Annotated in this window: 27 protein-coding genes and 1 other annotated feature; of the genes, 15 read left to right on the plus strand and 12 right to left on the minus strand. The window is 35.0% G+C overall.

Annotated features, from left to right (window positions below):
* Nucleotides 1-13 precede the first annotated feature (13 nt).
* The 4 genes from NST00_RS06760 to NST00_RS06775 all read left to right on the plus strand — a co-directional run bounded on the left by NST00_RS06760 (nucleotide 14) and on the right by NST00_RS06775 (nucleotide 4,157).
* Nucleotides 14-1,156, plus strand: a complete 1,143-nt coding sequence (locus tag NST00_RS06760; RefSeq protein ID WP_168412584.1) for a DUF445 family protein — start codon at nucleotides 14-16, stop codon at nucleotides 1,154-1,156.
* 18 nt (nucleotides 1,157-1,174) lie between these two features.
* Complete coding sequence (locus NST00_RS06765) at nucleotides 1,175-1,519, plus strand: YlbF family regulator (RefSeq protein ID WP_016838160.1); 345 nt, start codon at nucleotides 1,175-1,177, stop codon at nucleotides 1,517-1,519.
* Between the two features lie 170 nt (nucleotides 1,520-1,689).
* Complete coding sequence (locus tag NST00_RS06770; protein ID WP_016838159.1) at nucleotides 1,690-3,210, plus strand: coproporphyrinogen III oxidase; 1,521 nt, start codon at nucleotides 1,690-1,692, stop codon at nucleotides 3,208-3,210.
* 155 nt (nucleotides 3,211-3,365) lie between these two features.
* Entirely contained in the window at nucleotides 3,366-4,157 is a 792-nt protein-coding gene (locus NST00_RS06775; protein WP_016838158.1) for an HAD family hydrolase, read from the plus strand.
* Nucleotides 4,158-4,193: 36 nt separating this feature from the next.
* On the opposite strand, the gene NST00_RS06780 is transcribed toward NST00_RS06775, so the two are convergent.
* Together NST00_RS06780 and serA are read right to left on the minus strand one after the other, a co-directional pair.
* On the minus strand, nucleotides 4,194-4,880 hold the full coding sequence (locus NST00_RS06780) for a TraR/DksA C4-type zinc finger protein (protein ID WP_157782649.1): 687 nt from the start codon (nucleotides 4,878-4,880) through the stop codon (nucleotides 4,194-4,196).
* A 192-nt stretch (nucleotides 4,881-5,072) separates the two neighbouring features.
* On the minus strand, nucleotides 5,073-6,692 hold the full coding sequence (serA, locus tag NST00_RS06785; RefSeq protein ID WP_016838156.1) for a phosphoglycerate dehydrogenase: 1,620 nt from the start codon (nucleotides 6,690-6,692) through the stop codon (nucleotides 5,073-5,075).
* A 150-nt stretch (nucleotides 6,693-6,842) separates the two neighbouring features.
* Nucleotides 6,843-7,074: a binding site (T-box leader), on the minus strand.
* A 292-nt stretch (nucleotides 7,075-7,366) separates the two neighbouring features.
* Between serA and NST00_RS06790 the strand changes: the two genes are divergently transcribed.
* Nucleotides 7,367-8,149, plus strand: a complete 783-nt coding sequence (locus NST00_RS06790; protein WP_340709783.1) for an enoyl-CoA hydratase — start codon at nucleotides 7,367-7,369, stop codon at nucleotides 8,147-8,149.
* A 56-nt stretch (nucleotides 8,150-8,205) separates the two neighbouring features.
* Here NST00_RS06790 and NST00_RS06795 read toward each other — a convergent pair whose 3' ends face one another.
* The gene (locus tag NST00_RS06795) at nucleotides 8,206-8,391 is read right to left on the minus strand and encodes a YhzD family protein (RefSeq protein WP_016838154.1); all 186 of its coding nucleotides are present in this window, start codon (nucleotides 8,389-8,391) and stop codon (nucleotides 8,206-8,208) included.
* Between the two features lie 171 nt (nucleotides 8,392-8,562).
* On the opposite strand from NST00_RS06795, the gene yhaM reads away from it, so the two are divergent.
* Complete coding sequence (yhaM, locus tag NST00_RS06800) at nucleotides 8,563-9,507, plus strand: 3'-5' exoribonuclease YhaM (protein WP_016838153.1); 945 nt, start codon at nucleotides 8,563-8,565, stop codon at nucleotides 9,505-9,507.
* 277 nt (nucleotides 9,508-9,784) lie between these two features.
* Here the strand turns inward: yhaM and NST00_RS06805 are convergent, their stop codons facing one another.
* Entirely contained in the window at nucleotides 9,785-10,657 is an 873-nt protein-coding gene (locus NST00_RS06805) for a peptidylprolyl isomerase (protein ID WP_340709784.1), read from the minus strand.
* A gap of 143 nt (nucleotides 10,658-10,800) precedes the next feature.
* On the opposite strand from NST00_RS06805, the gene NST00_RS06810 reads away from it, so the two are divergent.
* Nucleotides 10,801-10,905 carry a YjcZ family sporulation protein gene (locus NST00_RS06810; protein ID WP_016838151.1) on the plus strand — a complete coding sequence of 35 codons (105 nt, stop codon included), beginning with the start codon at nucleotides 10,801-10,803 and terminating at the stop codon, nucleotides 10,903-10,905.
* Between the two features lie 80 nt (nucleotides 10,906-10,985).
* Here NST00_RS06810 and NST00_RS06815 read toward each other — a convergent pair whose 3' ends face one another.
* The 6 genes from NST00_RS06815 to NST00_RS06840 form a co-directional block, all read right to left on the minus strand.
* Nucleotides 10,986-11,177: a hypothetical protein gene (locus NST00_RS06815; RefSeq protein ID WP_016838150.1), complete on the minus strand. Its 192-nt coding sequence runs from the start codon at nucleotides 11,175-11,177 to the stop codon at nucleotides 10,986-10,988.
* 84 nt (nucleotides 11,178-11,261) lie between these two features.
* Nucleotides 11,262-11,822, minus strand: a complete 561-nt coding sequence (locus tag NST00_RS06820; RefSeq protein WP_016838149.1) for a metalloprotease family protein — start codon at nucleotides 11,820-11,822, stop codon at nucleotides 11,262-11,264.
* A gap of 123 nt (nucleotides 11,823-11,945) precedes the next feature.
* Nucleotides 11,946-12,527 (minus strand): HTH-type transcriptional regulator Hpr, encoded by a 582-nt coding sequence (locus NST00_RS06825; RefSeq protein ID WP_184656237.1) that lies wholly within the window; start codon nucleotides 12,525-12,527, stop codon nucleotides 11,946-11,948.
* 185 nt (nucleotides 12,528-12,712) lie between these two features.
* Nucleotides 12,713-13,078, minus strand: coding sequence for a YtxH domain-containing protein (locus tag NST00_RS06830; RefSeq protein WP_340709785.1), 366 nt, complete (start codon nucleotides 13,076-13,078; stop codon nucleotides 12,713-12,715).
* A 141-nt stretch (nucleotides 13,079-13,219) separates the two neighbouring features.
* A complete protein-coding gene (locus NST00_RS06835; RefSeq protein WP_016838146.1) occupies nucleotides 13,220-13,759 on the minus strand; it encodes a tryptophan transporter in 540 nt (179 codons plus the stop codon).
* 188 nt (nucleotides 13,760-13,947) lie between these two features.
* Nucleotides 13,948-14,373 carry an HIT family protein gene (locus tag NST00_RS06840; protein WP_340709786.1) on the minus strand — a complete coding sequence of 142 codons (426 nt, stop codon included), beginning with the start codon at nucleotides 14,371-14,373 and terminating at the stop codon, nucleotides 13,948-13,950.
* Between the two features lie 106 nt (nucleotides 14,374-14,479).
* Here NST00_RS06840 and NST00_RS06845 point away from each other — a divergent pair, with 106 nt between their 5' ends.
* Together NST00_RS06845 and NST00_RS06850 are read left to right on the plus strand one after the other, a co-directional pair.
* Nucleotides 14,480-15,214: an ABC transporter ATP-binding protein gene (locus NST00_RS06845; RefSeq protein ID WP_340709787.1), complete on the plus strand. Its 735-nt coding sequence runs from the start codon at nucleotides 14,480-14,482 to the stop codon at nucleotides 15,212-15,214.
* Nucleotides 15,207-16,406 (plus strand): ABC transporter permease, encoded by a 1,200-nt coding sequence (locus NST00_RS06850; protein ID WP_340709788.1) that lies wholly within the window; start codon nucleotides 15,207-15,209, stop codon nucleotides 16,404-16,406. Before NST00_RS06845 ends, NST00_RS06850 begins: the two co-directional genes overlap by 8 nt.
* 218 nt (nucleotides 16,407-16,624) lie before the next feature.
* Here the strand turns inward: NST00_RS06850 and NST00_RS06855 are convergent, their stop codons facing one another.
* Nucleotides 16,625-17,116: a helix-turn-helix domain-containing protein gene (locus NST00_RS06855; RefSeq protein ID WP_016838131.1), complete on the minus strand. Its 492-nt coding sequence runs from the start codon at nucleotides 17,114-17,116 to the stop codon at nucleotides 16,625-16,627.
* A gap of 132 nt (nucleotides 17,117-17,248) precedes the next feature.
* On the opposite strand from NST00_RS06855, the gene NST00_RS06860 reads away from it, so the two are divergent.
* Together NST00_RS06860 and NST00_RS06865 are read left to right on the plus strand one after the other, a co-directional pair.
* Nucleotides 17,249-18,577, plus strand: coding sequence for an MFS transporter (locus NST00_RS06860; protein ID WP_340709789.1), 1,329 nt, complete (start codon nucleotides 17,249-17,251; stop codon nucleotides 18,575-18,577).
* 21 nt (nucleotides 18,578-18,598) lie between these two features.
* Nucleotides 18,599-19,585 (plus strand): ornithine cyclodeaminase family protein, encoded by a 987-nt coding sequence (locus tag NST00_RS06865; RefSeq protein ID WP_016838129.1) that lies wholly within the window; start codon nucleotides 18,599-18,601, stop codon nucleotides 19,583-19,585.
* 21 nt (nucleotides 19,586-19,606) lie between these two features.
* Here NST00_RS06865 and NST00_RS06870 read toward each other — a convergent pair whose 3' ends face one another.
* Entirely contained in the window at nucleotides 19,607-20,122 is a 516-nt protein-coding gene (locus NST00_RS06870; protein ID WP_016838128.1) for an antibiotic biosynthesis monooxygenase family protein, read from the minus strand.
* 303 nt (nucleotides 20,123-20,425) lie between these two features.
* Here NST00_RS06870 and hemE point away from each other — a divergent pair, with 303 nt between their 5' ends.
* From hemE to NST00_RS06890, 4 genes are all read left to right on the plus strand, one after another.
* On the plus strand, nucleotides 20,426-21,481 hold the full coding sequence (hemE, locus tag NST00_RS06875) for a uroporphyrinogen decarboxylase (protein WP_016838127.1): 1,056 nt from the start codon (nucleotides 20,426-20,428) through the stop codon (nucleotides 21,479-21,481).
* Between the two features lie 28 nt (nucleotides 21,482-21,509).
* The gene (gene hemH / locus NST00_RS06880) at nucleotides 21,510-22,442 is read left to right on the plus strand and encodes a ferrochelatase (protein WP_026019058.1); all 933 of its coding nucleotides are present in this window, start codon (nucleotides 21,510-21,512) and stop codon (nucleotides 22,440-22,442) included.
* 12 nt (nucleotides 22,443-22,454) lie between these two features.
* Nucleotides 22,455-23,879 (plus strand): protoporphyrinogen oxidase, encoded by a 1,425-nt coding sequence (gene hemY, locus NST00_RS06885; protein ID WP_340710161.1) that lies wholly within the window; start codon nucleotides 22,455-22,457, stop codon nucleotides 23,877-23,879.
* A 910-nt stretch (nucleotides 23,880-24,789) separates the two neighbouring features.
* Nucleotides 24,790-25,743, plus strand: coding sequence for a YncE family protein (locus NST00_RS06890; RefSeq protein WP_340709790.1), 954 nt, complete (start codon nucleotides 24,790-24,792; stop codon nucleotides 25,741-25,743).
* The last annotated feature ends 1 nt before the right edge of the window (nucleotide 25,744 follow it).

The following is a 25,744-nucleotide window of genomic DNA, read 5'->3' on the forward strand; positions in this document are numbered from 1 at the left end:
AAAGAGGATATTAATGGATGTAGTACTATTAATACTATCGATGGCAATTATCGGTGCAATCATTGGTAGTGCAACAAACTTTTTAGCGATTAAAATGATTTTTAGACCATATAATGCGCTTTATTTAGGAAAATGGAAGCTTCCTTTTACACCAGGACTAATTCCAAAACGCCGCGGGGAATTGGCAAGACAAATAGGGGTGACGGTGCAAGATTATTTATTGACACCTGATGTCATCAAAAATAAATTATTCTCTCAAGAAATTCGATTTGGAATTTTACAGTTTGCACAATCAAAGTCGGAAGAATTGATATTTTTAAATAATAAAACACTGAAAGATTGGTTGGAACTAGCAGGAATAAATGGGTTGCCAGAAAAGATTGAAGGGCAAGTGGATGATTTTATAGAAAAACAATTTGTATCTTTTAAACATACTTTATCGACAAAATCGATTGAAGAAGTGTTGCCGGAAGATATTACAAAAACGATAAATCAAAAAGTACCAGAATTAGTGACAACCATCATTCAAAGAGGGGAAGATTATATTTTATCTTCCAAAGGAGAAATCACCATTAAAAATCTATTAGATGATTTTCTTTCTTCAAAAGGGACAATCGGTGGACTTTTCCAAATGTTTTTCAGCGATTCTTCATCCATCGTCTCTAAAATTCAACATGAGCTCGTTCGACTTCTTCGCTCATCTGAAACAAAAAGTTCATTAGTGAATATTATGAATGATGAATGGGGAAAAATAAAAAAACAGCCTATCATGAATTACCTAAATGAGATACAATTAGAACCAATACTAATAAATATCCAATCCTATGCCAAAAGAGAATTAGCTATTGAAGAACGATTCAATAAATCCATAAACTATTACTTTCCAAATGGCAACGACTGGGTAAAGTACGATTTGATGCCTAAAATTGTCGATAAGGCTTTGGAACTTGCTGAATCAAAACTTGAAGATGTACTGAAAAAATTAGACATTAAAGAAGTTGTTCGAGAGCAAGTTGACTCTTTCCCAATCGAAAAGTTGGAAGAAATCGTGATAGGAATTGCAAATCGTGAGTTAATGATGATTACTCTATTAGGCGGTTTCTTAGGAGGATTAATTGGTATCGTACAAGGTTTAATTGTACAATTTTTAAATTAATAGAGAGTAGGATTATAAATGAATCAATTTATGGAACTTATTCAAAAGTTAGAGACATCCATTAGTCAAACGGAAGCGTTTCAAAAATTAAAAGATACTGTTGACATTGTTCGTGATGATGAACAAGCAAGAACGATTTTCACTCAATTCCGCGATGTTCAGGTAAAATTGCAACAAAAGCAAATGCAAGGAGAAGAATTGCTAGAGGAAGAATATCTCTACTTCCAAAAAACTGCTCAACTTGCTCAACAAAATCCTAAAATTATGGCAATGTTAGAAGCTGAAATGGAATTAAGCCGTCTTATTGATGAAGCAAATCGTTCGCTAATTAAACCGATTCAATCCCTCTATGATGGACTATAAGATCGGTAATTGGACCGCACTGAATGTGTGGTCTTTTTTATTTCCATAAAAAACATGCATGATTTTATAGTCAATAAAGCCTTTCGCTGTTAAAATAAACAGGAACTAAAAATAAAAAAATCACGTAAACAAGTAAAAGTGCAACAAGTTCTATAAAGGAAGAGGTATGAATGAAAAAAATAATCATCCACGAAAGTTTCAAGCAAGACTGGATTAATGTTTTAACACATATAGCAAATCTATTTTTTGAAGATTGTAAGCTTTACGAAATCATTGAGGATCCGGATTTGTCTGTTCGTTTTCAATATAAAATGGAAAACAACGTGTATTACACTGCTAGTAAGTTAGAGGTGGATGGAAAAACGTTTATTAGCACTTATTCAAAAAAATATGATACGGATGGAACAGAAAAAGAACAAAATATTCGAATGAAGCGCGCATTATCTCACGTGCTGTTGGACGTGTTAGAGCAATATACTGGAATAAAGCAACATTGGGGGATTTTAACGGGAGTACGACCAACAAAACTTTATCATAAATTAAGAAAACAAGGACTTACACGCAATGAAATTGCAGAAGTATTACAAACAGATTTTCGTGTATCCACTGAAAAAATTCAATTATTGGAATCGATTGTTGAGCGCCAATTAGCAACAATTCCCGATTTAGATGAGATTGGGAAAGAAATTTCTATCTATATCGGTGTCCCTTTCTGTCCGACGAAATGCGCTTATTGTACTTTCCCAGCCTATGCAATCGCGCCGAATCGAAAAACAGGACGAGTGGCTTCTTTCCTTGATGGATTGCATATCGAAATGAGAGAAATGGGAAAATGGTTGAAGGAAAATGATATGAAAGTGACTTCGATATATTGGGGCGGCGGTACGCCAACAGCAATCGAGTCGGATGAAATGGATGCCCTATATGAGACGATGTTTGAATCGTTCCCAAATCCTGAATCTATTCGTGAAATCACTGTAGAAGCAGGTCGACCTGATACGATTACACCGGAAAAAATAGAAGTGTTGAAAAAGTGGGGTATTGATCGCATCTCAGTCAATCCGCAAAGTTATACCGATGAAACGTTAAAAGCGATAGGCCGTCATCATACTGTACAAGAAACAATCGATAAATTTTTACTTGCTCGCAATTTAGGAATGAATAATATCAATATGGATTTAATCATCGGTTTACCAAATGAGGGAGTTGAAGAGTTTCAACATTCTTTGAATGAAACTGAAAAACTGCAACCAGAATCCCTTACTGTGCATACGTTATCTTTCAAACGTGCTTCCGAAATGACGCAAAATAAAGATAAATATAAAGTGGCTGATCGTCCAACGGTGTCGAGGATGATGGAAATGGCTCAAAAGTGGACTCGCGAAAATGGATACAATCCGTATTATTTATATCGCCAAAAAAACATTTTAGGTAATTTAGAAAATGTTGGATACTCTAAACCGGGCGAGGAAAGCATCTATAATATCGTCATTATGGAAGAGGTACAAACGATATTAGGTATCGGTTGTGGGGCAGCTACTAAATTTGTAAATCCCAAAACTGGTAAAATCACACAATACCATAACCCTAAAGAGCCTTATCAGTATATTTTATCTTTTGAAAATGCGATTGAGAAAAAGATTGAAATGCTCAATGATTTATATCGAGTGCAATTGAAAAATGAATGTTGAGTTACCCGTTAACGATAACACCTCCCCTCTATTACTGTGGAGGTGTTTTTTAAATGAACAAAATGTATAAATAGAAGTTCCAATTTCTATATAGCTAGAATTTCAATATATGCTAGAATAATAATTACTACAATCATAAATAGGAGAAGTTGGAAATGGCAATTACGACGATCATATTTGATTTAGATGACACGTTACTTTGGGATAAAAAAAGTATCAAAACAGCTTTTGAAAAAACATGTCAATATGCGGCAACGAAATACGATATAGACCCTGAACAATTGGAAGAAGCGGTACGCAAAGAAGCACGAAAGCTTTATGAATCCTATGAAACTTACGATTATACGGTGTTGATTGGTATTAATCCTTTTGAAGGTTTGTGGGGAACTTTTGATGATCCTACTGATTCATTCCAAAAAATGAAAAACATTGTGCCGAATTATCGAAAAGATGCTTGGACAAACGGTTTAAAAGTGTTAGGCATTGATGATGAAACATTCGGCGCTGAGCTCGGAGAACGTTTTGTTGAAGAACGGAAAAAACATCCTTTTGTTTATGATGATACGTATCAAGTTCTTGATGCATTAAAAGGAAAGTACCAATTAGTACTATTAACAAACGGTGCACCAAGTTTACAAAACTTAAAATTAACTTTAACACCAGAAATCCGCCCTTATTTCGACCATGTGATTATTTCTGGTGACTTTGGAAAAGGAAAGCCTGATGCATCTCTATTTGAATTTATGATGGAAAAGGCAGGCATTACTGCGGATGAAGGGATTATGGTAGGCGATAATTTAAAAACAGATATTTTAGGCTCATCTCGGGTAGGCATGCGAAATGTTTGGATCAATCGGGAAAATAATCTGCAAAACCCTGATATCCAACCAACTTACGAAGTTTCATCATTAACGGAATTTTTACAATTAGTTGAAAAGCTTTCATAATAAAATGAATGCGAGACATATGCCGTCTCGCATTTTCTATTCTAAATAATCATATTTACTTGCTTCTTCAATTTCTCTTTTTGACATTGGAAAAGGTATTTCATCCTTCGTCGATACATGGAAAGACTGGGGTTCATCGTTATTTGCGTATTCTTCAGGGTCGTCATATAGTTCATTGAAATCTTCAAAATCCCCTTCAAAATCTGATGGCGTTTCAGATGTACCGTATTTTGCAACCACTTGGAATGTATCTTCAAAATCTTGAATTACCCCTTCTACTTCTCTTTCAGCAAAGGAATTATCGACAGGAGGAATCAGTAAATCTTCTTCTACTGGTCGATCAGTAGGGATGTTTTTTGCATCTGCATGTTTAATACAGAAGGAGGTATATGGAATAGCTGCTAATCGATCATATGGAATTTCTTTTTTACATACTTCACAAACTCCATATGTACCGTTTTCAATTTTCTCTAAAGCAGCGTTAATTTTAGCTAATTCATCTTCTTGGTGAACTTTTAAAGATAAATCCTTTTCTCTTTCGAAAAGTTCTGTTGCTATGTCTGCAGGATGATTGTCGACTGTTGATAATTCATCAATAGCGTCTCGTAAGCTGCCACGGTCAACAAACTCGTCATCTACAGATTGATTTTTTAACAACGCATGTTTTTGTTCAATCAGCTGTTTTTTTAGCTTAGCAATTTGTTTTTCCGTTAAAATGGTCATCACGTCCTTTCGTTCATCCATAGTATGAACAGAAAAATGAAATTTAAAGGAGAAAACAAAGTTGGAAAGTTTTCTATCGGAAGTTTTTTGGGCAAAATAATATACAGGCAATGGTAAAATTCCATTGCCTGTATATTTAGGGACACAAAGCACAATTCTGTTCTATCTCACCAAGTAGTCGTGCCGGGCAGCTTAAAGAGTAATTGCTTTTACTTCATCGATATTTTCTAATTGTTCTACGTAAACTAAATCTTCAGGAGTTACTTCATTATCGATTGAAAGAATCATGACAGCAGCACCGCCAACTTGTTTACGTCCCACTTGCATTGTTGCAATGTTGACGTCTTTCTCAGCAAGTTTCGTTGCAACGCGGCCGATTGCTCCTGGTTTATCGATATTTTTAATGTATAATAAGTGACCTTCTGGAATAACATCTACAACAAAGTTTTCTACTTTTACGATACGAGCTCCAAGACCGTTTAGAAGTGTACCTGCAACACTATGTGTTTCATTTTCCGTAATTACTTCAACAGTAATAAGGTTAGTAAATCCTTTTGCTGTTGTTGTTTTATTTTCGTTAATTTTTACGCCAACTCTTTCTGTTAAATAACGTGCATTTACGTCATTTACATTTTCGCCGTGAGTTTTCTTTAAGTAACCTTTTAATGTATTTGCAGTCAATGGACGTACATCGTAATTTGCGATTTCACCAGCGTAGAACAAATTAATTTCTTTTAATGGTTCTGTTGTTACTTGTGATAAGAAAGCACCTAGTTTTTCTGCTAATTCAAAGAATGGTTCAACTTCAGCTAGCAGCTCTTTTGGAATTGATGGCATGTTCACAGGGTTTGTAACAGTACCAGTTTTAAAGTATTTAATAATGTCGTTAGAAACATCTACTGCTACAGATTCTTGTGCTTCAACTGTAGATGCACCTAAGTGAGGTGTAGCAATCACTTGTGGTAAAGTTAGCAATTTATGATCTGTAGCTGGTTCTTCAACGAATACGTCGAGAGCAGCGCCTGCTACTTTTCCTTCCACGATTGCATCATATAAATCATCTTCGTTGATGATTCCACCACGTGCACAGTTAATAATGCGTACGCCAGGTTTCATAAGAGCGAATTTTTCTTTATTAATCAAATTTTTCGTTTCAGGTAATAGTGGCGTATGCACAGTGATAAAATCAGCTTGTTGGCAAATTTCATCAACAGTTGCTTTTGTTACACCAAGTTCTTTCGCTCTTTCTTCAGTTAAGAATGGATCATATGCCATAATATTCATACGTTGTCCTTTTGCACGGAAAGCCACTTCTGTACCGATACGCCCCAAACCGATAACACCTAACGTTTTGTTTTTCAATTCAACCCCAACGTAAGTTTTGCGATCCCATTTTCCATTTTTTAAAGATAAATAAGCTTGTGGAATATGGCGAGCAAGAGAAGTCATCATCGCAATGGTATGTTCAGCAGCAGAGTTTGTATTTCCATCTGGTGCGTTGACTACAATAATACCGTGTTCAGTTGCAGCTTGTAGATCGATGTTATCTACTCCTACACCAGCACGACCAATTAATTTTAAATTTTTTGCAGCTTCAATTACTTCACGAGTCACTTTCGTAGCACTGCGCACGATTAATGCATCAACATCTTTAATTTTTTCAATGAGTTCTTCTTGTGAATTCCCAGTATCCACAATGATTTCTAAATTCAGATCTTTTTCTTCGCGCAATGGGAAAATACCGTCTTCACTTAATGGATCCGCAATAAACACTTTAATTACATCTGTAGCTGTAGTTGCTTTTGTAACCATTTAAAAAACTCCTTTTTCATTAATATTTTTTAATAAAGAATTAAAGACAATAGCCAACTATCGAACAATTGCAACAATTGTTAGACTTTCTCGATAAAAAGACCCCTTCCATTTTTTTAGGTATTAAAAAAAGCCTTCCACCCCCTATAAATTAGGGGCGAAAAGCTGTCATATCAACTTCACGCGGTGCCACCCTTTTTCGTTGCCTAATTCAAGGCAACCTCAAGTGATGCGTAACGTGCATTAACCGGAATTGGCTTACTTATTTGTTCAGCCATTCTATTCAGGAGTGGAACTACAAACGCCAGAAACACTGATTTGCACCAACCATCAGCTCTCTGAGAATCTGAACGTAAGAGCATGTCTCCGTCATAATATTTTGACTCTTATTAATGTGTTTCCATAATAAACTGATTGTTCATTAATGTCAACTAATTTCCTAAAATGATTAAAAAATTTTAATGAAAACGCTTAAATTTTTCGTTAATTAACGAACATTGTATTTGCTGTTTTTTGTTAATATTCGTGTTTTTATTGTTATTTTATGTATAAAGATTTTTTAATTGATGAATATACATTTATTGTTGCTAAAATTTGATTGTCTATGTTCGAAAGGAATTTTTTCCATCTAAGTAGAAGTAATAATTGTACATCAAAATTAAGGGGTGGAAGAAATGGCATACGAAACAATTGAATTAAGTCGTAATGATCGTCTTGCTGTGCTCACATTGAAGCGTCCACAAGCGATGAATGCAATGAATGAAGTAATGTTAAAAGAACTGGCGGATTGCTTTGAACAGTTACAAGGCGAAAAGGATATTCAAATATTAGTTATTAAAGGGGAAGGGCGAGCATTCTCTGCTGGAGGAGACATTAAAATGATGCTTCAATCAGAGCAATTGCAAGAGTTTCATGATATCATGGATTCGATTTCCCGAATGATGCTTGCTTTCTATCAATTGCCAATGATTACGATAGCTCAAGTACATGGTGCTGCAGCAGGTCTTGGATTCAGCCTTGCCATTGCATCAGATTATGTCATTGCTGAAGAAAATAGCAAGTTAGCTATGAATTTCATAGGAATTGGCCTCATCCCAGATGGTGGTGGGCATTTCTTTATGAAGGAACGAGTTGGAGTAGCAAAGGCAAAGCAAATTATTTGGGAAGGCAAAGTATTGAATGGGGAAGAAGCATTAAACCTTGGATTAGTGGATGTCGTTGTAAAGGATGGAGAAGCGCAAAAATACGTGCAACAATATACAGAGAAAATTTTATCTTCTCCTATTTTAGCGATGCTTGAGACAAAACAAATTTATCATACTGAGCGCCTTTCTGAATTAAATAAAGTGCTGGCAAAAGAGCTGGAAGCACAAATAAAGATGAGGAATACGAAAGACCATTTGGAAGGCATTAAAGCCTTTGTTGAAAAGCGTTCCCCTCAATTTATAGGGCAATAAAAATAAAAATTAGCTGGAGGTTGACTATTTATAGTGAAAAGTCAACCTCCAATTTTTTATACATGGAATAAAATGATTTTTCCTGAAGAGTTTACGAGTCGATGCGTTTTATCTTGAACCCCTTTTTCTTCAATGCGTTTTTGGCCTTCTATTATGGCTTCTTGTTCATTTTCAAATTCCCAAACTTCATTAAATAATAGTTCCCCTGATTTTTCGTAAGCCGTGAAATAAAAATTTGCCATTTTCATCCCATCCTTTTTTGAAAATTCAATTTTATTATACAACAAAAATAAAGCAAGTTTATAGAATTATAATTTATGGATTCTAACATCGAATCAAGTTTAAACAAATGGTACAATGAAAAATGAACGATTAATTTGAACGATGAAGGGAAAGAAAAGGGAGTGTCGGATATGCCAGGTATTACTCAACTCCAGCCAGGAGATGCAGTGAATCAATTTTTGCTTATTAAACAAGCAACCAAGGGAGTAACAACGGTGGGTAAGCCTTTCATGACGCTCATTCTCCAAGATAAAAGTGGCGATATCGAAGCAAAGCTTTGGGATACGAATGAAGAGCATGAAAAAATGTACCAACCGCAAGTGATTGTAAAAATCGGTGGAGAAATCCATGAATATCGCGGTAAAAACCAACTTCGCATAAAACAAATTCGACTAGCAAAACCGGAAGACGGGATACAGATAAATGATTTAATTCCTTCTGCTGCAACACCAAAGGAAAAATTATTTGAAGAGTTAACCCAATTTTTCTTTGAAATTAAAAATCCCAAAATTTCTAGAATCACCCGTTTTCTAATGAAAAAATATCAATCGGAATTGACTGTTTTCCCCGCAGCCTCTAAAAACCACCATGATTATGTTTCTGGATTATTAGATCATATCGTGCATATGTTGAGATTAGGGAAGGCAATTTGTGAATTATATCCAACATTAAATAAAGATTTAGTTTATGCTGGAATTATATTGCATGATATAGGGAAAGTGAAGGAATTGTCCGGCCCCGTATCAACAACATATACGGTAGAAGGAAATTTACTAGGTCATATTACAATCATGGTTGATGAAATCGGGCAAGCGGCAAAGGAATTAGGAATTGAAGGAGAAGAAGTGATGGTATTACAACATATCGTTCTTTCTCATCATGGGAAGGAAGAATGGGGAAGCCCGAAAAAACCGATGATTCAAGAGGCGGAAATTTTGCATTATATTGATAATATTGATGCGAAAATGAATATGCTAACGAGGGCATTAAACAAAACAAAGCCAGGAGAATTTACGGAACGTATATTTGCGCTGGATAATCGTTCATTTTATAAACCAAAATTTGAAGAATTTTAATATTGAGTGGATGAACAAAAAGAGGGGACGAAGAAAGCAATGGGTTTTCTTCGTTTTCTTTTTTCTTTAAGGAATGTTATGACATGTTATCATAAGATAGTATTTCTTGATTCACGATGATGTACTTTGATATAACAATTATTCGATAGTGAATGGTGGAATGCTACTGAATTCGGTAAATTATTTTTTGAAAAAATAAATGGTGCTGGGAGGATTCGCCAGCACCATTTTTAGCATGAAAAGGTGATCTTTCAAAACATTTCGTACTTAATCTGTATTATTCTTTTTCTTTAGAATCTTCTTCAGTTAATAAAATTTGTGAAAATGCATCTTTTAAGTCTTTATCTTTTATTTCAATTTTCGCTTCTTTCACTAACTCTGTTAATTTCGCTGCAAATCCGCCTTTCATGTCAATTAATTCTTGGCGAATTTCATCTTTTTTCTCTTCTAAAGTACCATAATTTTCAACTTCACGTTTGTCCAAAAGTTGAATGATATGGTAGCCGAAATCTGTTTTAACTGGTTCGCTAATTTCATTTACTTCTAATGCATAAGCAGCATCGTTAAATTCTGTTACCATTGTTCCAACAGTAAACCAGCCTAAATCGCCGCCTTGTTCAGCGTTGGCAGTGTCTTTAGAATATTCTTTCGCTAATTCAACAAAGTCTTCACCTTTATTAAGCTTTTCAAGGACTTGTTTAGCAGTAGCTTCGTCATCCACTAAAATATGGCGAGCATGCAATTCATATTTTCCTTGGTTATAATACTTTTCAATTTCTTCATCTGTTACTTCGATATCCTTTTCAGCTTTTTCTTGTAATAAAGTAAAGCGGATATTTGATTTAAATTGCTCTTCCGTTAATCCTTGTGATTGTAAAACGTCTTTGAAAGAATCTCCGAATTGTTCTTTATATTGATTGAAGTGCTCTTCTACTTCTTCGTCTTTTACTTCATAATTATTTTCTAGAACATGCTCAATCACTACTTGCTCTAATAACATGCTACCAGCTAATTGTTTAATTTCATCATAGAATTCATCTTTTGTGATGTCGCCATATTTTGTAGAAACCACTACTTCATTACCAGAGTTGCAAGCAGATAATGTGAATACGGATGTTGCTAATGCAATAGCTAAAAATGTTTTCTTCATAAATATACTTTCTCTCCCTGTCTTTAAAATCCAATTGTAACTATAACATAAACGAATAAAAATCTAAATGGTTGCACTAATTTGTTTGCCTAAGTAGCCCATTACCTACTGCATAATATAGGCATTAGAAAGGAGGTGTCGTTATGGGTCAAAGTTATGGTGGTGGATACGGAGGTAGCTCCTGGTTCGCGCTATTGGTTGTGTTGTTTATCTTATTAATCATTGTTGGTGCAGCTTACATGCATTGATTACAGTGAATTGAGCTAAAGGAATTCCTTTAGCTCTTTTATCTATATTGAACTATAATTGTAACCTACATCTCCTCTTATTAAAAATTGATGGCAACATACACCTCAATATAAAAGGATATTAGTAAAATCGTTACTAATATATTAATTGTGCTAAAAATTTTTGGTTGTTTTTCTTCAGGTATTTCTTTTTGCATACATAGTGAATATGTCATTTTGTTAATTTGGAATAAATAAAATACCGAGAATAGCACTACAATTAACAGTAGCAAGTCTATTCCTCCCCTCTATCACTTCATTTAAGAATAACAAAAAGTGGTACCATCCCACAAGTGAGTAATTGAATATTTATCGTTTTAATTGTTGGGAATGTTTGAAAAACTAGGAGGAACTAGAATTTCATAACCTTTAGGTGTTTCCTCTATTACAGCATTTTTTGGTGCTTTCACCAAATGTATAAAATATAATATGTCTACTAAGCAAATACCACAATGATATCCGAGTAGTAAACAAGCGTAATGTGAATAATAGGGAAGGAATATTGCTACAAGTATAAGTAAAGTATTTACAATAATAAATGGAGTTAAAAGAATAAACATATATCTTTTTTTCGGTAACATTTTTTTAATTCGAATTTGAACTATGGGAATCAGTTTAAACTCAAATCTCCATTTTAATTTAACCGATTTGCGATAAGAAAACAGTGAATAATAATGAATTAGCTTATGCAGCGGGTATAAAAGTAAACAAACTAATATAAATAATGGGAAATGATGAGCATCATATATTAATGGACGGTTTGCACCGATGATAATAAATGAAAAAGAAAAAACAAGAATAAAAATAATGATTGCATAAAATACAAGGCGAGGTGTACGATATTCTCTTTTTATGTTAATCGTTTTCCAACAATGCATATTTGCAATACTCCTCTATCTGAAATTAAGAAAATTGTAAAACAAACTGAATTATTATGCTAATAATTTTGCAGACAAAAGAAAAAAGAGTGTACCTAATACACTCCCCATAATCCCCAATTGCTATTTATTCATTAATATTTCATTTTTAATAACTACTTCATGCGTATCTTTTTCTTCTATAGATTCTTTAAAATTTTTGAAAGATCTCTCAAATATTTCGATAAAATCTTCCCCGTAAATATTTCGAATAATTGCCATAACGTCTAAAAATTCTGGAAATCTACCATACAATTCTTTCAATGCTAGAGATCCTTCCAAAATAGAGTGTTCCGTATCCAAGTAATGATCATACATACGAATCACTAGCTCTGCTCCCTCAGGAGTGAGTTCAACATACGTATTGCGCTTGTCATCATCGCGCTTTGAAAATTTAAGAAGCCCGCGCTCTTCTAATTTCTTTGAGAAGTTGAACGCAGTTGATACGTGCATTACCCCAAACCTTGCAACATCTGAAATTGATGCACCTTGCAAATGGAAAGCAATCCATAAAATGTGGTGTTCGTTAATGTTTAAATTAAACGGTTTAATCCATTGTTGCCAGTCTTTTTCGACGGCTTTCCACAAAGCTTTTGAAAGTTGGGCAATTCGTTGGCTATAAATCATAGCCTCTTTCAACGTATAAGATTCTACAGACAATTTGATTCACCTTCTTATTATAGGATTTTAAAATATTATAGCAATAAAAGAAAAAAGTTTAAAGTTAGAAAAAATAAATAAATGAAAAGTGATTAATAAATGTTATTTTTTAATAAAATTTGAAAAAATAGTGCTAAAAACGCATTATTGTTTAGTTATAAAGTCCTGGTTATTATTATACTGAGTATATTTTAACCTTTTTTGATTTGTGAAAGATTATTCTCGATTTCGCTTAGGCTATTCTGTAATTTTTCCAATTCTTCTTTTAAATTTTGTGAACTTGGTTGAATATCTTGTGTAAATTGTGAAATGGAATTTTTTACATCGAATAATATTTGTGGAATAGTAATTTTCACTTCATTTGTTAAAGTGGAGATCCCATTTTTTATGTCATTGATTTGATTATTTAATTGACTCATAGTTGTTTTTAAATTTTTGGAAGTAGTCGCGATATTCATTCGTAATTGATTGCCTGTTTGTGGAGTTGTGAAAATTGCAGTCGTAATTCCTGCAATGACTCCAGCAGTTAGTCCGATTAAAAATGGTTTTGCACGCATTGAAAATCTCTCCCTTTTTTTGTAATTAGTATGTAAAGAAATTGTCTAAAATATTAATTCTTGTACTTATCCATATTAAACCAAAATGAAAGAAAATAAAAAAGCTATCTAAGTAAAACTTAGACAGCGAAATATCCAATATTATGATACTTGTGTAACAGAAGTTTCGAATTTGGAACGCATTAACAAACCTTTTAAAATAGGATAAATAATTGCAAATGCAATGATATTTGCAATCGTTGCAGGAATTACTCCCGTTACAAACATAATGCCAAAAGCTGCTGGCATTTCGCCTACTAATAATAGCAACATTGATAAAAATACAGTTCCTGATAACAACGTTCCTAATCCAATCAAAATACCGTAAGCTACAACATTTTTTGCAAATTTATTTACTAAAAGTACTACAACAAAAAAGATAAAACCTGTGGCAAATTTATCGATGATATTTGGAATGAGTGATCCTGGAATTGATGAGAATAAACCGGAAAGAACACCAGTTACTACTGAAAGGATAAAAGTATCTCGAACAGTAGGGAATAAAATAATCCCGACAAACATCATCGTTAACATTAAATCTGGCTTAATTCCACCACCGATTGGAACTGGTGGCATCACTAAATAAAGAGCTGTACCGATCCCAACTAAAAGGGCCATTAACACTAAATTTTTCGTTTTCATTATAAATCTCTCCTCTACTAAACTATGCTCTACTTTCCTAACGTGCCCTCAAGCCGTTAGCGAAAATATATAGTATGATTGTAATCTTAAAAGAAATAATTTTCAAGCAATTTTAATAGGATAGTAACAACTTTTTTAAATGACAAAGACTGACTCGTGGAATTGTTTTGAGCCAGTCTGAGAAAGCATTACTTATTCAAATTTGCTTTAATTTCATCCGCAATTGCTTTTAATGTGTCAGGAGTAAACTCATCTTTTTTCGTTTCCCAACGTACTATATATCCATCGTTTTCGGCATAGCGTGGAATGAAGTGCAAGTGATAATGGAATACTGTTTGTCCAGCAAAGGCACCGTTGTTGTTCAATGTATTCATTCCTTGTGGATTAAACGCTTTTTTAATGGCATTTGCAATTTTTGGTGCAGCTGCATATAAATTTCGTGCTACATCTTCAGGCATTTCAAATAAGTCTTTGACGTGTTGTTTTGGAATTAATAAAGTATGTCCTTTTGTTAATGGCGCTACGTCCATGAAAGCTAAAACATGTTCATCTTCATATACTTTATTTGATGGAATGGAACCTTCAATAATTTTGCAGAAAATGCAGTCGCTCATTTCACCCAATCCTTTCATACAAAATTTATCTACATTTTAACATATTTCATGAGATGAATACATTTTCTAATTTTGATAAACTGTAGGAAGAATAGGAGTGTTAACTATGTTGGAAGTAAAGGATGTAACAGGTGGATATACAAGAAAACCCGTCATTAAAGATTTGAACTTTTCAATTGGACAAGGGGAATTGGTTGGCTTAATTGGTTTAAATGGCGCTGGAAAAAGTACAACTATTAAACATATAATTGGGACGCTTCTTCCACAAAAAGGAGAAATCCGTTTAAATGGTGTTACGTTAAATGAAGATATTGAAACATATCGTTCATCTTTTTCCTATATTCCCGAAACGCCCGTATTATATGATGAACTTACGTTAAAAGAACATTTGGAATTAACGGCGATGGCATACGGCATTGATCAGCATACTTTAAAGGAACGTTCCGGAAAATTATTAGAAGAATTCCGGATGGAGAAGCGCCTCAATTGGTTCCCATCCCATTTTTCAAAGGGAATGAAGCAAAAGGTGATGATTATGTGCGCCTTTTTAGTAAAACCTTCATTATATATAATTGATGAACCATTTGTTGGGCTTGATCCGTTAGGGATTCAATCATTGCTTAACCAAATGACTGAAAGGAAAAAAGAAGGGGCTTCTGTTTTAATGTCTACGCACGTTTTATCGACGGCTGAGAAACATTGTGACCGCATCATTTTCCTTCATGAAGGACGAGTTCGTGCACAGGGAACGATGGAAGATTTACGAAAAGCGTTTAATATGCCCAATGCAACGTTAGATGATTTATATATTGCCATGACGAAGGAGCAACATAATGAGTAATTTGTCAGAAGTATGGTCCAAACGTTTCGAACACTATATGATTGAAGTTCAAAAATATATGCGTTTTGTGTTCACTGGACATTTGGCTATTGTGATGGTGTTTGCCATTGGAGCGCTTGGGTTTCAATATAGCCAGTGGTTGCAAGTTGTATCACCCAATTTTCCAGCTGAATGGCTTGTTGCTGTAGTGGTAGGTATTATCGTTGCATTTTCTCGTCCAGTCACTCTTTTAAAAGAGCCAGACCAAGTATATTTATTGCCATTAGAAAAACAGATGCCCATCTATTTCCGAAAAGCATTGAATTGGACTTTTTGGTCACAAGTTTTCCTATCTGCAATTTGCTATCTTATCGCGATTCCTTTATTGAATGCAGTTACGGAATTAGAATCATTGCGTATTTGGCTTGGGTTGCTGTTTATCATCATACTGAAATATATTAACGTTCAAACTGAATTCCATTATCGCTATGTCAATCGAGGGAATTTCATCGCTTTTGATCGCATAGCAAGAATGGCGGTATCAATTTTAGCGGTGCAAGCCATTCTATCGATTCATTTTTGGTGGGCTTTCCTATATATATTGTTGCTTATAGTGTACAATCAGTCGTTAAAAAAGAAAGTATTCGTTCAACCAATTCCTTACGAACATTTTGTAAAATTGGAACAAAATCGCATGATGGCCTTTTACCGATTTGCGAACTACTTTACAGATGTTCCTCATATCCGCGGTGCAATAAAACGTAGAGCATGGTTAGATATCATTTATAAATTTGTTCTATTTAATAAGGAAAGTACTCAAAGTTATTTAGTTTTCCGTACTTTTGTAAGAACGAATGACCATTTTTATTTATGGGTTCGTTTAACAGCCATTTTAGTGATTGTCGCGTTGACGATCGATATTCCGATTGTATTATGGATTGTTGCAGGAGCATTAAGTTTTGCTACGACCATTCAGTTAAAATATGCGTTATTGTCTTCTTCTGATTTTCGTATGGACATGCTTTTTCCAATAAAAGAGAATCAACGAAAGAAAGCTGTTCAAAAGCTATTGCGTATTTTTATGATTATTCAAGGGATGCTAGTAATGCTTTGTGCCATTGGACAGCCATATTTCTTTGTTCCAGCTATTATTATCATTGTGATGAACGAGTTGACGTTTAACTTGTCAAAAGATCCGGTTGTGCATGTTTAAGTTGGATTATACATCTGCTATATAAGCGTATTGGATTTCATAAGTGTTTTCCAATGCGCTTTTATTCTTGAGTTCTATTATGGAGAATCCAGAAAGTACAAATTACAACATGATAATCGTTTACTGTTTTTATTGTTGAAACAAAAAAGAGAGAGTTTTTTCCAATTTGTATTCATGAATATCCTACAAAATGAGATGAACTAGCGTAATTCCCATTCTCATAAAGTAGACACTAGAAGAAACTGCACATCCTCTTCTCCATCATTCCACCAATAATGATTACGGCTAGATTCGAACATAATGGATTCCCCATTTCTTAATTCAAAAACGTTTCCTTCGAGAGAAACCGTTAAAACTCCAGATAACACATAAATAAACTCATGGCCGTAATGGGAAAATTCATTTCCTTTGTTTTCCTTTGGCTTTAGTGTCGCTAAGATCGGGTGAAATGAAGCCCCTTGAACATTGTTGGACAAGTCTTTGTAAAAAAACGGAAAAGATTTTGCTTGATAATTTGTATCAGAGAAGAACAAGCTTGGATTGACATTTAACGCATCGCTAATTTTTCTTAACGATTCTAACGTAACACTGCATTTATTTCTTTCTACTTGAGATAAAAAACTAATTGAAACCCCCGTCTGTTCAGACAAATCTTTTAAAGTCATCTTCTTCTTTTTTCGGATTTTTCGAAGCTTTTCCCCAATCATCATAAATAAACATCCCCCTAAAAAATAATAGAACTAATATCTAAATTTTTCATAGAAAATTCGAATGAATGTATGATTTCTTGCATAAATTTAAGTGACACTTCAATTTTTATATATTCAATAGGAGGGACTAACATGAGTACAAGCAAAAATGTTATGACGAAAGTTTGGATTGCAAGTTTAGTAGGAAGTTCAATTGAATGGTTCGACTACTTCCTTTATGGAACGGTAGCGGGACTTGTATTCAATCAAGTGTTTTTCGTAACCGACGATCCGACGGTAGGGTTGTTGGCTTCTTATGCATCTCTTGCGCTTGCATTCTTCATCCGTCCATTTGGAGGAATCATCTTTGGATATATTGGAGATAAAATCGGAAGAAAACGTACACTCGTCTTAACATTATCAATTATGGGTATAGCGACAGTATTAATGGGATTATTACCTACATACCAAGCAATTGGCATAGCGGCTCCAATCATATTAATTGTTTTACGATTAGTTCAAGGACTTGGAATTGGAGGAGAATGGGGAGGAGCCGTATTACTTGCTGTTGAATATTCTCCAAAAGAAAGACGGGGCTTTTACGGTGCCTTCCCACAAATGGGTGTCACAATTGGGATGTTTTTAGGTTCGGGAGCGTTATCATTTATTACTTCTATTGTTTCGCCTGAAAGTTTCGTTGCTTGGGGATGGCGTATTCCATTTATTTTAAGTGCTTTATTAGTAATCTTTGGTCTTTGGATTCGTAAAGGATTAGATGAAACGCCTTCCTTTAAAAAAGTACAAGAATCCGGAGAAATTCCGAAGTTGCCTTTCATAGAAATTTTTAAAACGCAGTGGAAAGAGGTTATTATTGCTGTAGGTGGAAAAGTTGTAGAAACTGCACCATTTTACATTTTCTCTACATTTATTGTTTCCTATGGTACGAACAACTTAGGATTTAAAAGTTCACAAGTGTTAATATCCATCATGATTGCTACAATTGTTACAACAATTTTAATGCCATATATGGGTAGCTTATCTGACAAAATTGGTAGAAAAAAAGTTTATATTACGGGAACAATCGGAATGATTTTATATGCGTTTCCTTATTTTTGGTTGCTCGAACAAAGAACATTTACGACACTGTTAATTGCAACAGTTCTTGGGTTAGGAATTATTTGGGCTCCGATTACTTCAGTGCTGGGAACAATGTTTTCTGAAATATTCGATGCAAAAGTTCGTTATACTGGGGTTTCATTAGGATATCAAATTGGGGCTGCCCTAGCTGGAGGAACAGCGCCGTTGATTGCAACATGGCTGCTAGTAGAATTTAATAATTCTTACGTACCTGTTGCGTTATATATCATTTTGACAGCAGTTATTTCTTTAATTGCTGTATTAACAGTGAAAGATAAGAACAATCAAGAGTTGGATGAATTTAAAGTACAGGAAGAGAAAAAGAAAGAATTGCAAAGTGTTTAGTAAAAATGGAGCGTGTGATCATTGATTCTATTAAATGAAAAACAGATTAAAAGCATCTATAAAATGGAAGAAGCATTAAAAGATGTGGAAGAAATGCTAATAGCAAAGCATGAAAATAAAGTGTTGGCACCAATCCGAACAGTGCTTGAATTTCCGGAAAAAAATGCTTCCTCTTTATATATGCCAAGTGCAGATTTAGAACATCACGTTGCCAGTGTTAAAGTAGTAACAATTTTCCCGGACAATCCGGCAAAGGGGCTACCGACAACGCAAGGGATTATTGTTTTAACTAGCACGGAAAACGGAGAGCATTTGGCAGTTATGAATGCTTCTTATTTGACAAGGCTTCGCACCGGTGCGATGACAGGATTAGCAACAAAGAAACTTGCGATACAAAATGCCAAGGTGTTGACAATTGTAGGTACAGGTCGCATGGCTTTTGAGCAAGCGCTAGGCGTAATGGCTGTAAGGAAGATTGAGAAAATTTTATTGTTTAATCGTTCAAAGGAAAAAGCGTTTCAATTTAAACAACAATTAATAGAGCAGGGTGTAACTGCATCTATTGAAATAGTTGAAGATGTGAACGAGGCCGTTTCGGAATCAGATATTATTTGTTGTGCGACAAATTCAACAACACCAGTGTTTGATGGGAAATATTTAAAATCTGGTGCCCACATTAACGGAGTTGGATCTTACTTACCTCAAATGTTTGAAATCGATCGTACAACCATTTTACGAGCTTCCAAAATAGTAGTGGATGATCTTGAAGGAGTTATGGAAGAAGCTGGTGAATTAATTGACGCAAATAATAGTGGTGAATGGTCCTTTGAAGATGTGCATGGTGAACTTGAATTATTAGTGAGTGGGAAAATTGCTCCGAGGGAAAGTGAGGAAGAAATTACTTTTTTCAAATCGGTTGGCGCATCCTACTATGACCTTGCAGTTGCAAAAGGAGTTTACTATAAAGCATTAGAGCATCGTATAGGAACAATTATCGATTTAATGTAAAAAGCTGACTCAATACTTGAGTCAGCTTTCTTCATTATTTTTTTGTTTTGCGCCAGAATAAGTTGTAATGTATGTTGCAGCATTAAAAATATTGTCTTTTTTTACTCCTACGGAAAAATGTTCGAGTTCATAAGCGAATGGATCGTATTTTTTCCATATGTCATAAGCACGTTTATTTGTCCATTGGAAGAGAATTATATATGTCTCAGATTTTTTTGGGCGTAGTATTCGATAAGCCATTAATCCAGTTTGATCTTTCATTCCGCCCAATCGCTGTAAAATGTTTTTTTCAAAGACAGGTCGTCCTTCATCAGAAACTGGGATATGGTAAAAAGTAAAGAAACCTGCTTGTTGTAGTTCATTTAATCCATCTACCACTTCATATTTTCGCGGTGTTTGAAAGACGGTTTTTCTTTCAGTTTCATGTAGTAAAAGCGTTTCGTTTATGCCATACAAGATATACATATTTTCGTTTTCATACTTTTGATGCAATTTTTCCATAAATTGTGGAGTTCCTGTCGTCATGTAAATATTCATATTTTATTCCTCCTTAAATAATAAATGCGATTTATTGTCTAAAATTTGTCATAATTTAAGTGAGAAAAATGTGCTATTTAAAGAACAATTTTATGACATTTGTCAGAGAAAGCTATACAATGGTAAAGGAACAGTATATATTGAAGGGTATCAATGATTAGTAGATTATTTGTAAGTATAAAGTTATTATTATGAATTGTAGCATTATATAGCGATGAAATTTGTAGAAAAGTGAAAGATTGAAATCGATTTCATTGCACTTTTCGTCAAATTGATTATTTTTGAGGGGAAGGTAAAGAAAAAATGAGGCAAATAAACGACACACTGATTAGAGCAGCGAGAGGAGAACGAACGGAATATACTCCTGTTTGGTATATGCGTCAAGCAGGGCGCTCTCAACCAGAGTATCGAAAATTAAAAGAAAAATATTCACTGGAGGAAATTACTCAACAACCAGAACTTTGTGCATATGTAACAAGATTACCTGTGGAACAATATAACGTTGATGCCGCAATACTTTATAAAGATATCGTGACGCCTTTGCCTGGTATCGGGGTCGATGTAAAAATTCAAGCCGGTGTTGGACCAGTGATTTCAAACCCTATTAGAAGTGCGGAAGATGTTGAAAAGTTAGGGGAATTTTATCCGAAAGAACATACTCCATACGTGCTTGAGACGATTAAAATTTTAACAGAAGAGCAATTGGATGTGCCGTTAATTGGATTTACAGGTGCTCCTTTTACTTTAGCTAGCTACATGATTGAAGGCGGTCCATCTCGAAATTACAGCAAGACAAAATCGTTCATGGTATCCGATCCAAAAGCTTGGTTTAAATTGATGGATAAATTAGCAGATATGATTATTGCTGATATCACAGCTCAAGTGGAAGCTGGAGCTAGTGCAATTCAAGTGTTTGACTCTTGGGTTGGCGCATTGAACGTTGAAGATTATCGAGTATTCATTAAACCAGTTATGACTCGCATTTTTGCAGAATTACGAAATCAAAATGTACCATTAATTTTATTTGGTGTGGGCGCAAGTCATTTAATCAACGAATGGAATGATTTACCGATTGATGTAATTGGACTTGACTGGCGCATGCCAATTCGAAAAGCTCGTGAACTAGGAGTAGAGAAAGCTGTTCAAGGAAACTTAGACCCTTCCATTTTATTAGCGGACTGGTCCGTAATTGAACGCAGAACAAAAGACATTATTGATCAAGGAATTGAAGTGCCAGGACATATCTTTAATTTAGGACATGGTATATTCCCAGAAGTAAATCCGGAAGTATTAAAACGATTAACAGCATTGATTCATGATTATAGTCGTGAACGGATTGCAAAACTAAATAATGAATGATGAAAAAAATTTTTTTGAGGTGAAAACATTGAAACCAGTACACGGTTTACTAGTAATGGCTTATGGAACGCCATATAAAGAAGAAGATATTGAAAGATATTACACACATATTCGTCATGGACGAAAGCCTTCTGATGAACATTTAGAGGATTTAAAAGCTCGTTATAAGGCGATTGGCGGAATTTCTCCTCTTGCAGAAATGACTAAAAAACAAGCAGAAGCACTTGTCAACCGATTAAATGAAGTACAAGACGAAGTGGAATATAAACTTTATATTGGATTAAAACATATTGAACCATTTATTGAAGATGCAGTCGAAGAAATGGTGAAAGATGGAATTCGAGAAGCCGTTTCGATTGTATTGGCGCCTCATTTTTCAACGTTTTCTATTAAATCATATAATGGTCGAGCGAAAGAAGCTGCTGAAAAATTAGGCGGTACACTAAACATCACTTCAGTAGAAGCATGGTATGATGAACCGAAATTTATTGAATATTGGTCACAAGCGATCCTAGCAGAATTTGATAAAATGACGGAGGAAGAAAGAGAAAAAGCTTGTGTAATTGTTTCCAACCATTCACTGCCAGAAAAAATTAAAAATTTGGGCGACCCATATGAGGAACAGCTCATTGAAACGGCTCGTTTGATTCAAGAAAAAACGGGGATTCAAAATATTGAAATTGGATGGCAATCTGCAGGACAAACTCCTGAACCGTGGCTTGGTCCAGATGTTCAAGATTTGACTCGAGAACTTTATGAGAAAAAAGGATACCGTTCGTTCGTATATGCACCAGTCGGTTTCGTAACAGAGCATTTGGAAGTTTTATATGACAACGATATTGAATGTAAAGATGTATGTGATGAGCTAGGGGCGCATTACTATCGCCCACCAATGCCAAGTACCCATCCTTTATTTATCGATGCGATGGTAGATGCCATTTTTAAAAAGTTAGAGAAATAATAGAAAGTGATGATGAGGGTGACGATTAGAAAGAAAATTGCTGTAATTGGCGGCGGTATAACGGGATTAACAGCAGCGTTCTATTTAGATAAGTGTGCACGGGAAAATCACTTACCATTAGATGTGGTGTTAATCGAATCTTCATTACGATTAGGTGGTAAAATCCAAACGTTAAGGAAAGATGGATTCATTATTGAACGGGGTCCGGAATCTTTTATTGATCATGATGAGAGCATGATTGAAATAACCAAACATTTAGGCATTCAAGATGAAGTTGTATGCAATAGAGAAGGTCAAACTTATGTGGCTGTAGGTAAACACCTATATCCAATTCCGAAAAGCATTTTGTTTGGTGGAGCACCTATTGTCCCCTCATTATTAACTTCTGGGATTGTTTCATTAAGTGGAAAATTTCGTGCTGCAGGAGATTTATTATTGCCTAAAACTAAAGAAGATAAGGATGAACCGATTGGGGACTTTTTCCGGCGCCGTTTTGGGAAAGAAGTAGTTGAAAATTTAGTGGAGCCGCTGCTAGCAGGTACTTTTGCAGGAGACATTGATCGGTTGAGTATCCAATCAATGTTTCCTGAAATATATGAAATGGAAAAACAATATCGTAGCTTAATTTATGGAATGAAAAAAACGCAATTTTCATTACTTCATAGTCAGGTGAAAGGGTTTCAAACTTTCAAAAATGGCTTGGAAACTTTAGTGGAAAAAATAGAGGAACATTTACCACCTAAATCGATTTTAAAAGGAGTCAAAGTTGAATCGATTGATAAATTGCAAGATGGGACACTACAAATCTACTTTAATAATATTGCTCCACTAAAATGCCATGCAGTGATTATGACAACGCCTTTAAATGAAGCGAAAAAAATGTTTGAGCATTACGGATTTTTTCATGAAATACCCGATATGAACTATGCAACGATTGCAACGGTAACGATGGCTTTTCAAAAATTAGAAAATCAGCTTTATGAAGATGCAATTAATTTTTATTTCTCGAGAAATAGTGATATTTCAATTACGACTTGTACATGGTGTAATCATAAATGGGACAATGTAGCTCCAGCTGGATATGATTTACTCCGAACGTATATTGGTCGTGTAGGGGATGAAGCAATCGTTGAATTGTCGGATGCAGATATAGAAAAAACGGTTCTTCATGATTTAGAGAAATCTCTTGGCATTAAGCAACAACCTCAATTTACGGTAGTTTCTCGCTGGAAGCAATCAATGCCACAATATACGGTTGGTCATGAGAAACGTTTGCAGAAAATGAGAGAAATCCTGAAGAAAGAATTCCCTCATGTTAAATTAGCCGGAAGTTCTTATGAAGGAATCAGTGTTCCAGATTGTGTATCGCAAGGAAAACAGGCTGCACGTGAAATCATGTCGGAATTATTTCATGAAGAGTCTAGTATTTTAGCGTAATAATGTGATGGTAGCAGAGTAAAAAAATTGCTGAACAGTTTTATGGTATCTCATCATTCACTAGTTAAAGTGCTGCTCCGGAATGTCAATATTCATTGACTTTCGGAACAGCACTTTTCGTATTTTTAGTAGGAACTGGAAAAGCTAATAATGCATATGAAATGCACGTGCAAATGAGGTAAATACACGGGAAAAAAGGTCAAGTGCAAGTGCGTAGGATAAGTGCACGAGCTTGAGGGGTATGTGCACGAGTGCGTTGGTTAAGTGCACGAGCTTGAGTGTTAAATGCACAAGTGCGTTGGATAAGTGCACGAGCTTGGGGGTTAAGTGCACAAGTGCGTTGGTTAAGTGCACGAGCTTGAGTTTAAGTGCACGAGTGCGTAGGATAAGTGCACGAGCTCGAGTGTTAAATGCACAAGTGCGTAGGATAAGTGCACGAGCTTGAGTGTTAAATGCACAAGTGCGTTGGTTAAGTGCACGAGCTTGAGTGTTAAATACACAAGTGCGTTGGTTAAGTGCACGAGCTTGAGTTTAAGTGCACGAGTGCGTAGGATAAGTGCACGAGCTTGAGTTTAAGTGCACAAGTGCGTAGGATAAGTGCACGAGCTTGAGTTTAAGTGCACAAGTGCGTAGGATAAGTGCACGAGCTTGGGGGTTAAGTGCACAAGTGTGGGGTTAAATGCACGAGCGGAGGAGTTATATGCACAAGTTTGAAGGATAAGTACACGAGAACGGGTATCATAAACACAAACGCGAGGATTATTTGCACAAGCCGAAGTTGCATCTGCACGAGCCGAAATAGTACCGACACAAATTTTAGCTATAATAAATGAAAAAATTGAATTGATTGTCAAATTTATTTCATTCAAACTTCACAATTTTTCATTACTATAGAACTTGGGGTGATTGTTTGAAAAGATGGATAACCTTCATAATCATTTTCTGTTTTTGGATATTACAAGGATGTGAAGATGAGCGTTTTCAATCGATAAATCAACACCAATCCTTTGTTGCTTCTCTAAATATAATAGATCCTTCCCTCGATTTTTTTGATTCGAAAGGTGAACGAATTGCAACATGGAAATTCGATAAATCATACACTGGTGCAACGCTAATTCCTTACGATCGACTTGTGCTATACGGGCATCAACTAAATGAAATCGATATTTATGAGCTATCCACAGGAAAATTAATTCAGTCGATTGAAACGGGGATAGGAACAACAAATGCCTATTACGATCAAGAAGAAAATTTACTGTTCATTACCAATAGTAAACATAATACAGTCATTTCCTTTGATGAACATGGAAAAAAACAAGGAGAACTTCGTTTAACGGATTATCCAATGTCAATGGATAGTCATCAAGGGAAATTATATATTATCAACTACAAGGCACCTGTACTTTCAGTTGTAGATATAAAATCAATGACACTGGTTGATGAATGGAGTATAGATAAATCATCTAGTGGTTTAATGATTGTGGAAGAAACAAACACCCTTTGGATAGGTGGACACGGCGCTGGAAGTCGTCCAAATCAAGTTGTAAAAGTACATGATTTAAAAACGGGGCAGTTCATTCAAGAAATTCAAGTTTCCCATATGCCTGTTGGATTTACTAGAAATGAAGATATTATATACATCACGAATCATGGCTCAAATGAATTGTTTGCTTGTGATGTGAAGGGTAATGTGTTATGGAGAAAAGAAGTAGGTGCAAACCCATTTGCTGTAGCTTCTTTTAAAGATCAAATCATCGTTGCTGGCTTTGACGACAATCAAATTTATTTTATACAAAATGGGGAGATACAGAAATCGGTTTCCACCGAACATGGACCGTTCCAGCTGCTAGTGAGGGAGGTTTGAA

This window comes from Ureibacillus sp. FSL K6-0165, assembly GCF_038004285.1.
GTDB lineage: Bacteria > Bacillota > Bacilli > Bacillales_A > Planococcaceae > Ureibacillus > Ureibacillus thermosphaericus.

Coding starts and splice junctions, on each gene's coding strand:
- NST00_RS06760 (WP_168412584.1), top strand. CDS start 14: ATGGATGTAGTACTATTAATACTATCGATGGCAATTATCGGTGCAATC.
- NST00_RS06765 (WP_016838160.1), top strand. CDS start 1,175: ATGAATCAATTTATGGAACTTATTCAAAAGTTAGAGACATCCATTAGT.
- NST00_RS06770 (WP_016838159.1), top strand. CDS start 1,690: ATGAAAAAAATAATCATCCACGAAAGTTTCAAGCAAGACTGGATTAAT.
- NST00_RS06775 (WP_016838158.1), top strand. CDS start 3,366: ATGGCAATTACGACGATCATATTTGATTTAGATGACACGTTACTTTGG.
- NST00_RS06780 (WP_157782649.1), bottom strand. CDS start 4,880: ATGACCATTTTAACGGAAAAACAAATTGCTAAGCTAAAAAAACAGCTG.
- serA (WP_016838156.1), bottom strand. CDS start 6,692: ATGGTTACAAAAGCAACTACAGCTACAGATGTAATTAAAGTGTTTATT.
- NST00_RS06790 (WP_340709783.1), top strand. CDS start 7,367: ATGGCATACGAAACAATTGAATTAAGTCGTAATGATCGTCTTGCTGTG.
- NST00_RS06795 (WP_016838154.1), bottom strand. CDS start 8,391: ATGGCAAATTTTTATTTCACGGCTTACGAAAAATCAGGGGAACTATTA.
- yhaM (WP_016838153.1), top strand. CDS start 8,563: ATGCCAGGTATTACTCAACTCCAGCCAGGAGATGCAGTGAATCAATTT.
- NST00_RS06805 (WP_340709784.1), bottom strand. CDS start 10,657: ATGAAGAAAACATTTTTAGCTATTGCATTAGCAACATCCGTATTCACA.
- NST00_RS06810 (WP_016838151.1), top strand. CDS start 10,801: ATGGGTCAAAGTTATGGTGGTGGATACGGAGGTAGCTCCTGGTTCGCG.
- NST00_RS06820 (WP_016838149.1), bottom strand. CDS start 11,822: ATGCATTGTTGGAAAACGATTAACATAAAAAGAGAATATCGTACACCT.
- NST00_RS06830 (WP_340709785.1), bottom strand. CDS start 13,078: ATGCGTGCAAAACCATTTTTAATCGGACTAACTGCTGGAGTCATTGCA.
- NST00_RS06835 (WP_016838146.1), bottom strand. CDS start 13,759: ATGAAAACGAAAAATTTAGTGTTAATGGCCCTTTTAGTTGGGATCGGT.
- NST00_RS06840 (WP_340709786.1), bottom strand. CDS start 14,373: ATGAGCGACTGCATTTTCTGCAAAATTATTGAAGGTTCCATTCCATCA.
- NST00_RS06845 (WP_340709787.1), top strand. CDS start 14,480: ATGTTGGAAGTAAAGGATGTAACAGGTGGATATACAAGAAAACCCGTC.
- NST00_RS06850 (WP_340709788.1), top strand. CDS start 15,207: ATGAGTAATTTGTCAGAAGTATGGTCCAAACGTTTCGAACACTATATG.
- NST00_RS06855 (WP_016838131.1), bottom strand. CDS start 17,116: ATGATGATTGGGGAAAAGCTTCGAAAAATCCGAAAAAAGAAGAAGATG.
- NST00_RS06860 (WP_340709789.1), top strand. CDS start 17,249: ATGAGTACAAGCAAAAATGTTATGACGAAAGTTTGGATTGCAAGTTTA.
- NST00_RS06870 (WP_016838128.1), bottom strand. CDS start 20,122: ATGAATATTTACATGACGACAGGAACTCCACAATTTATGGAAAAATTG.
- hemE (WP_016838127.1), top strand. CDS start 20,426: ATGAGGCAAATAAACGACACACTGATTAGAGCAGCGAGAGGAGAACGA.
- hemY (WP_340710161.1), top strand. CDS start 22,455: ATGAGGGTGACGATTAGAAAGAAAATTGCTGTAATTGGCGGCGGTATA.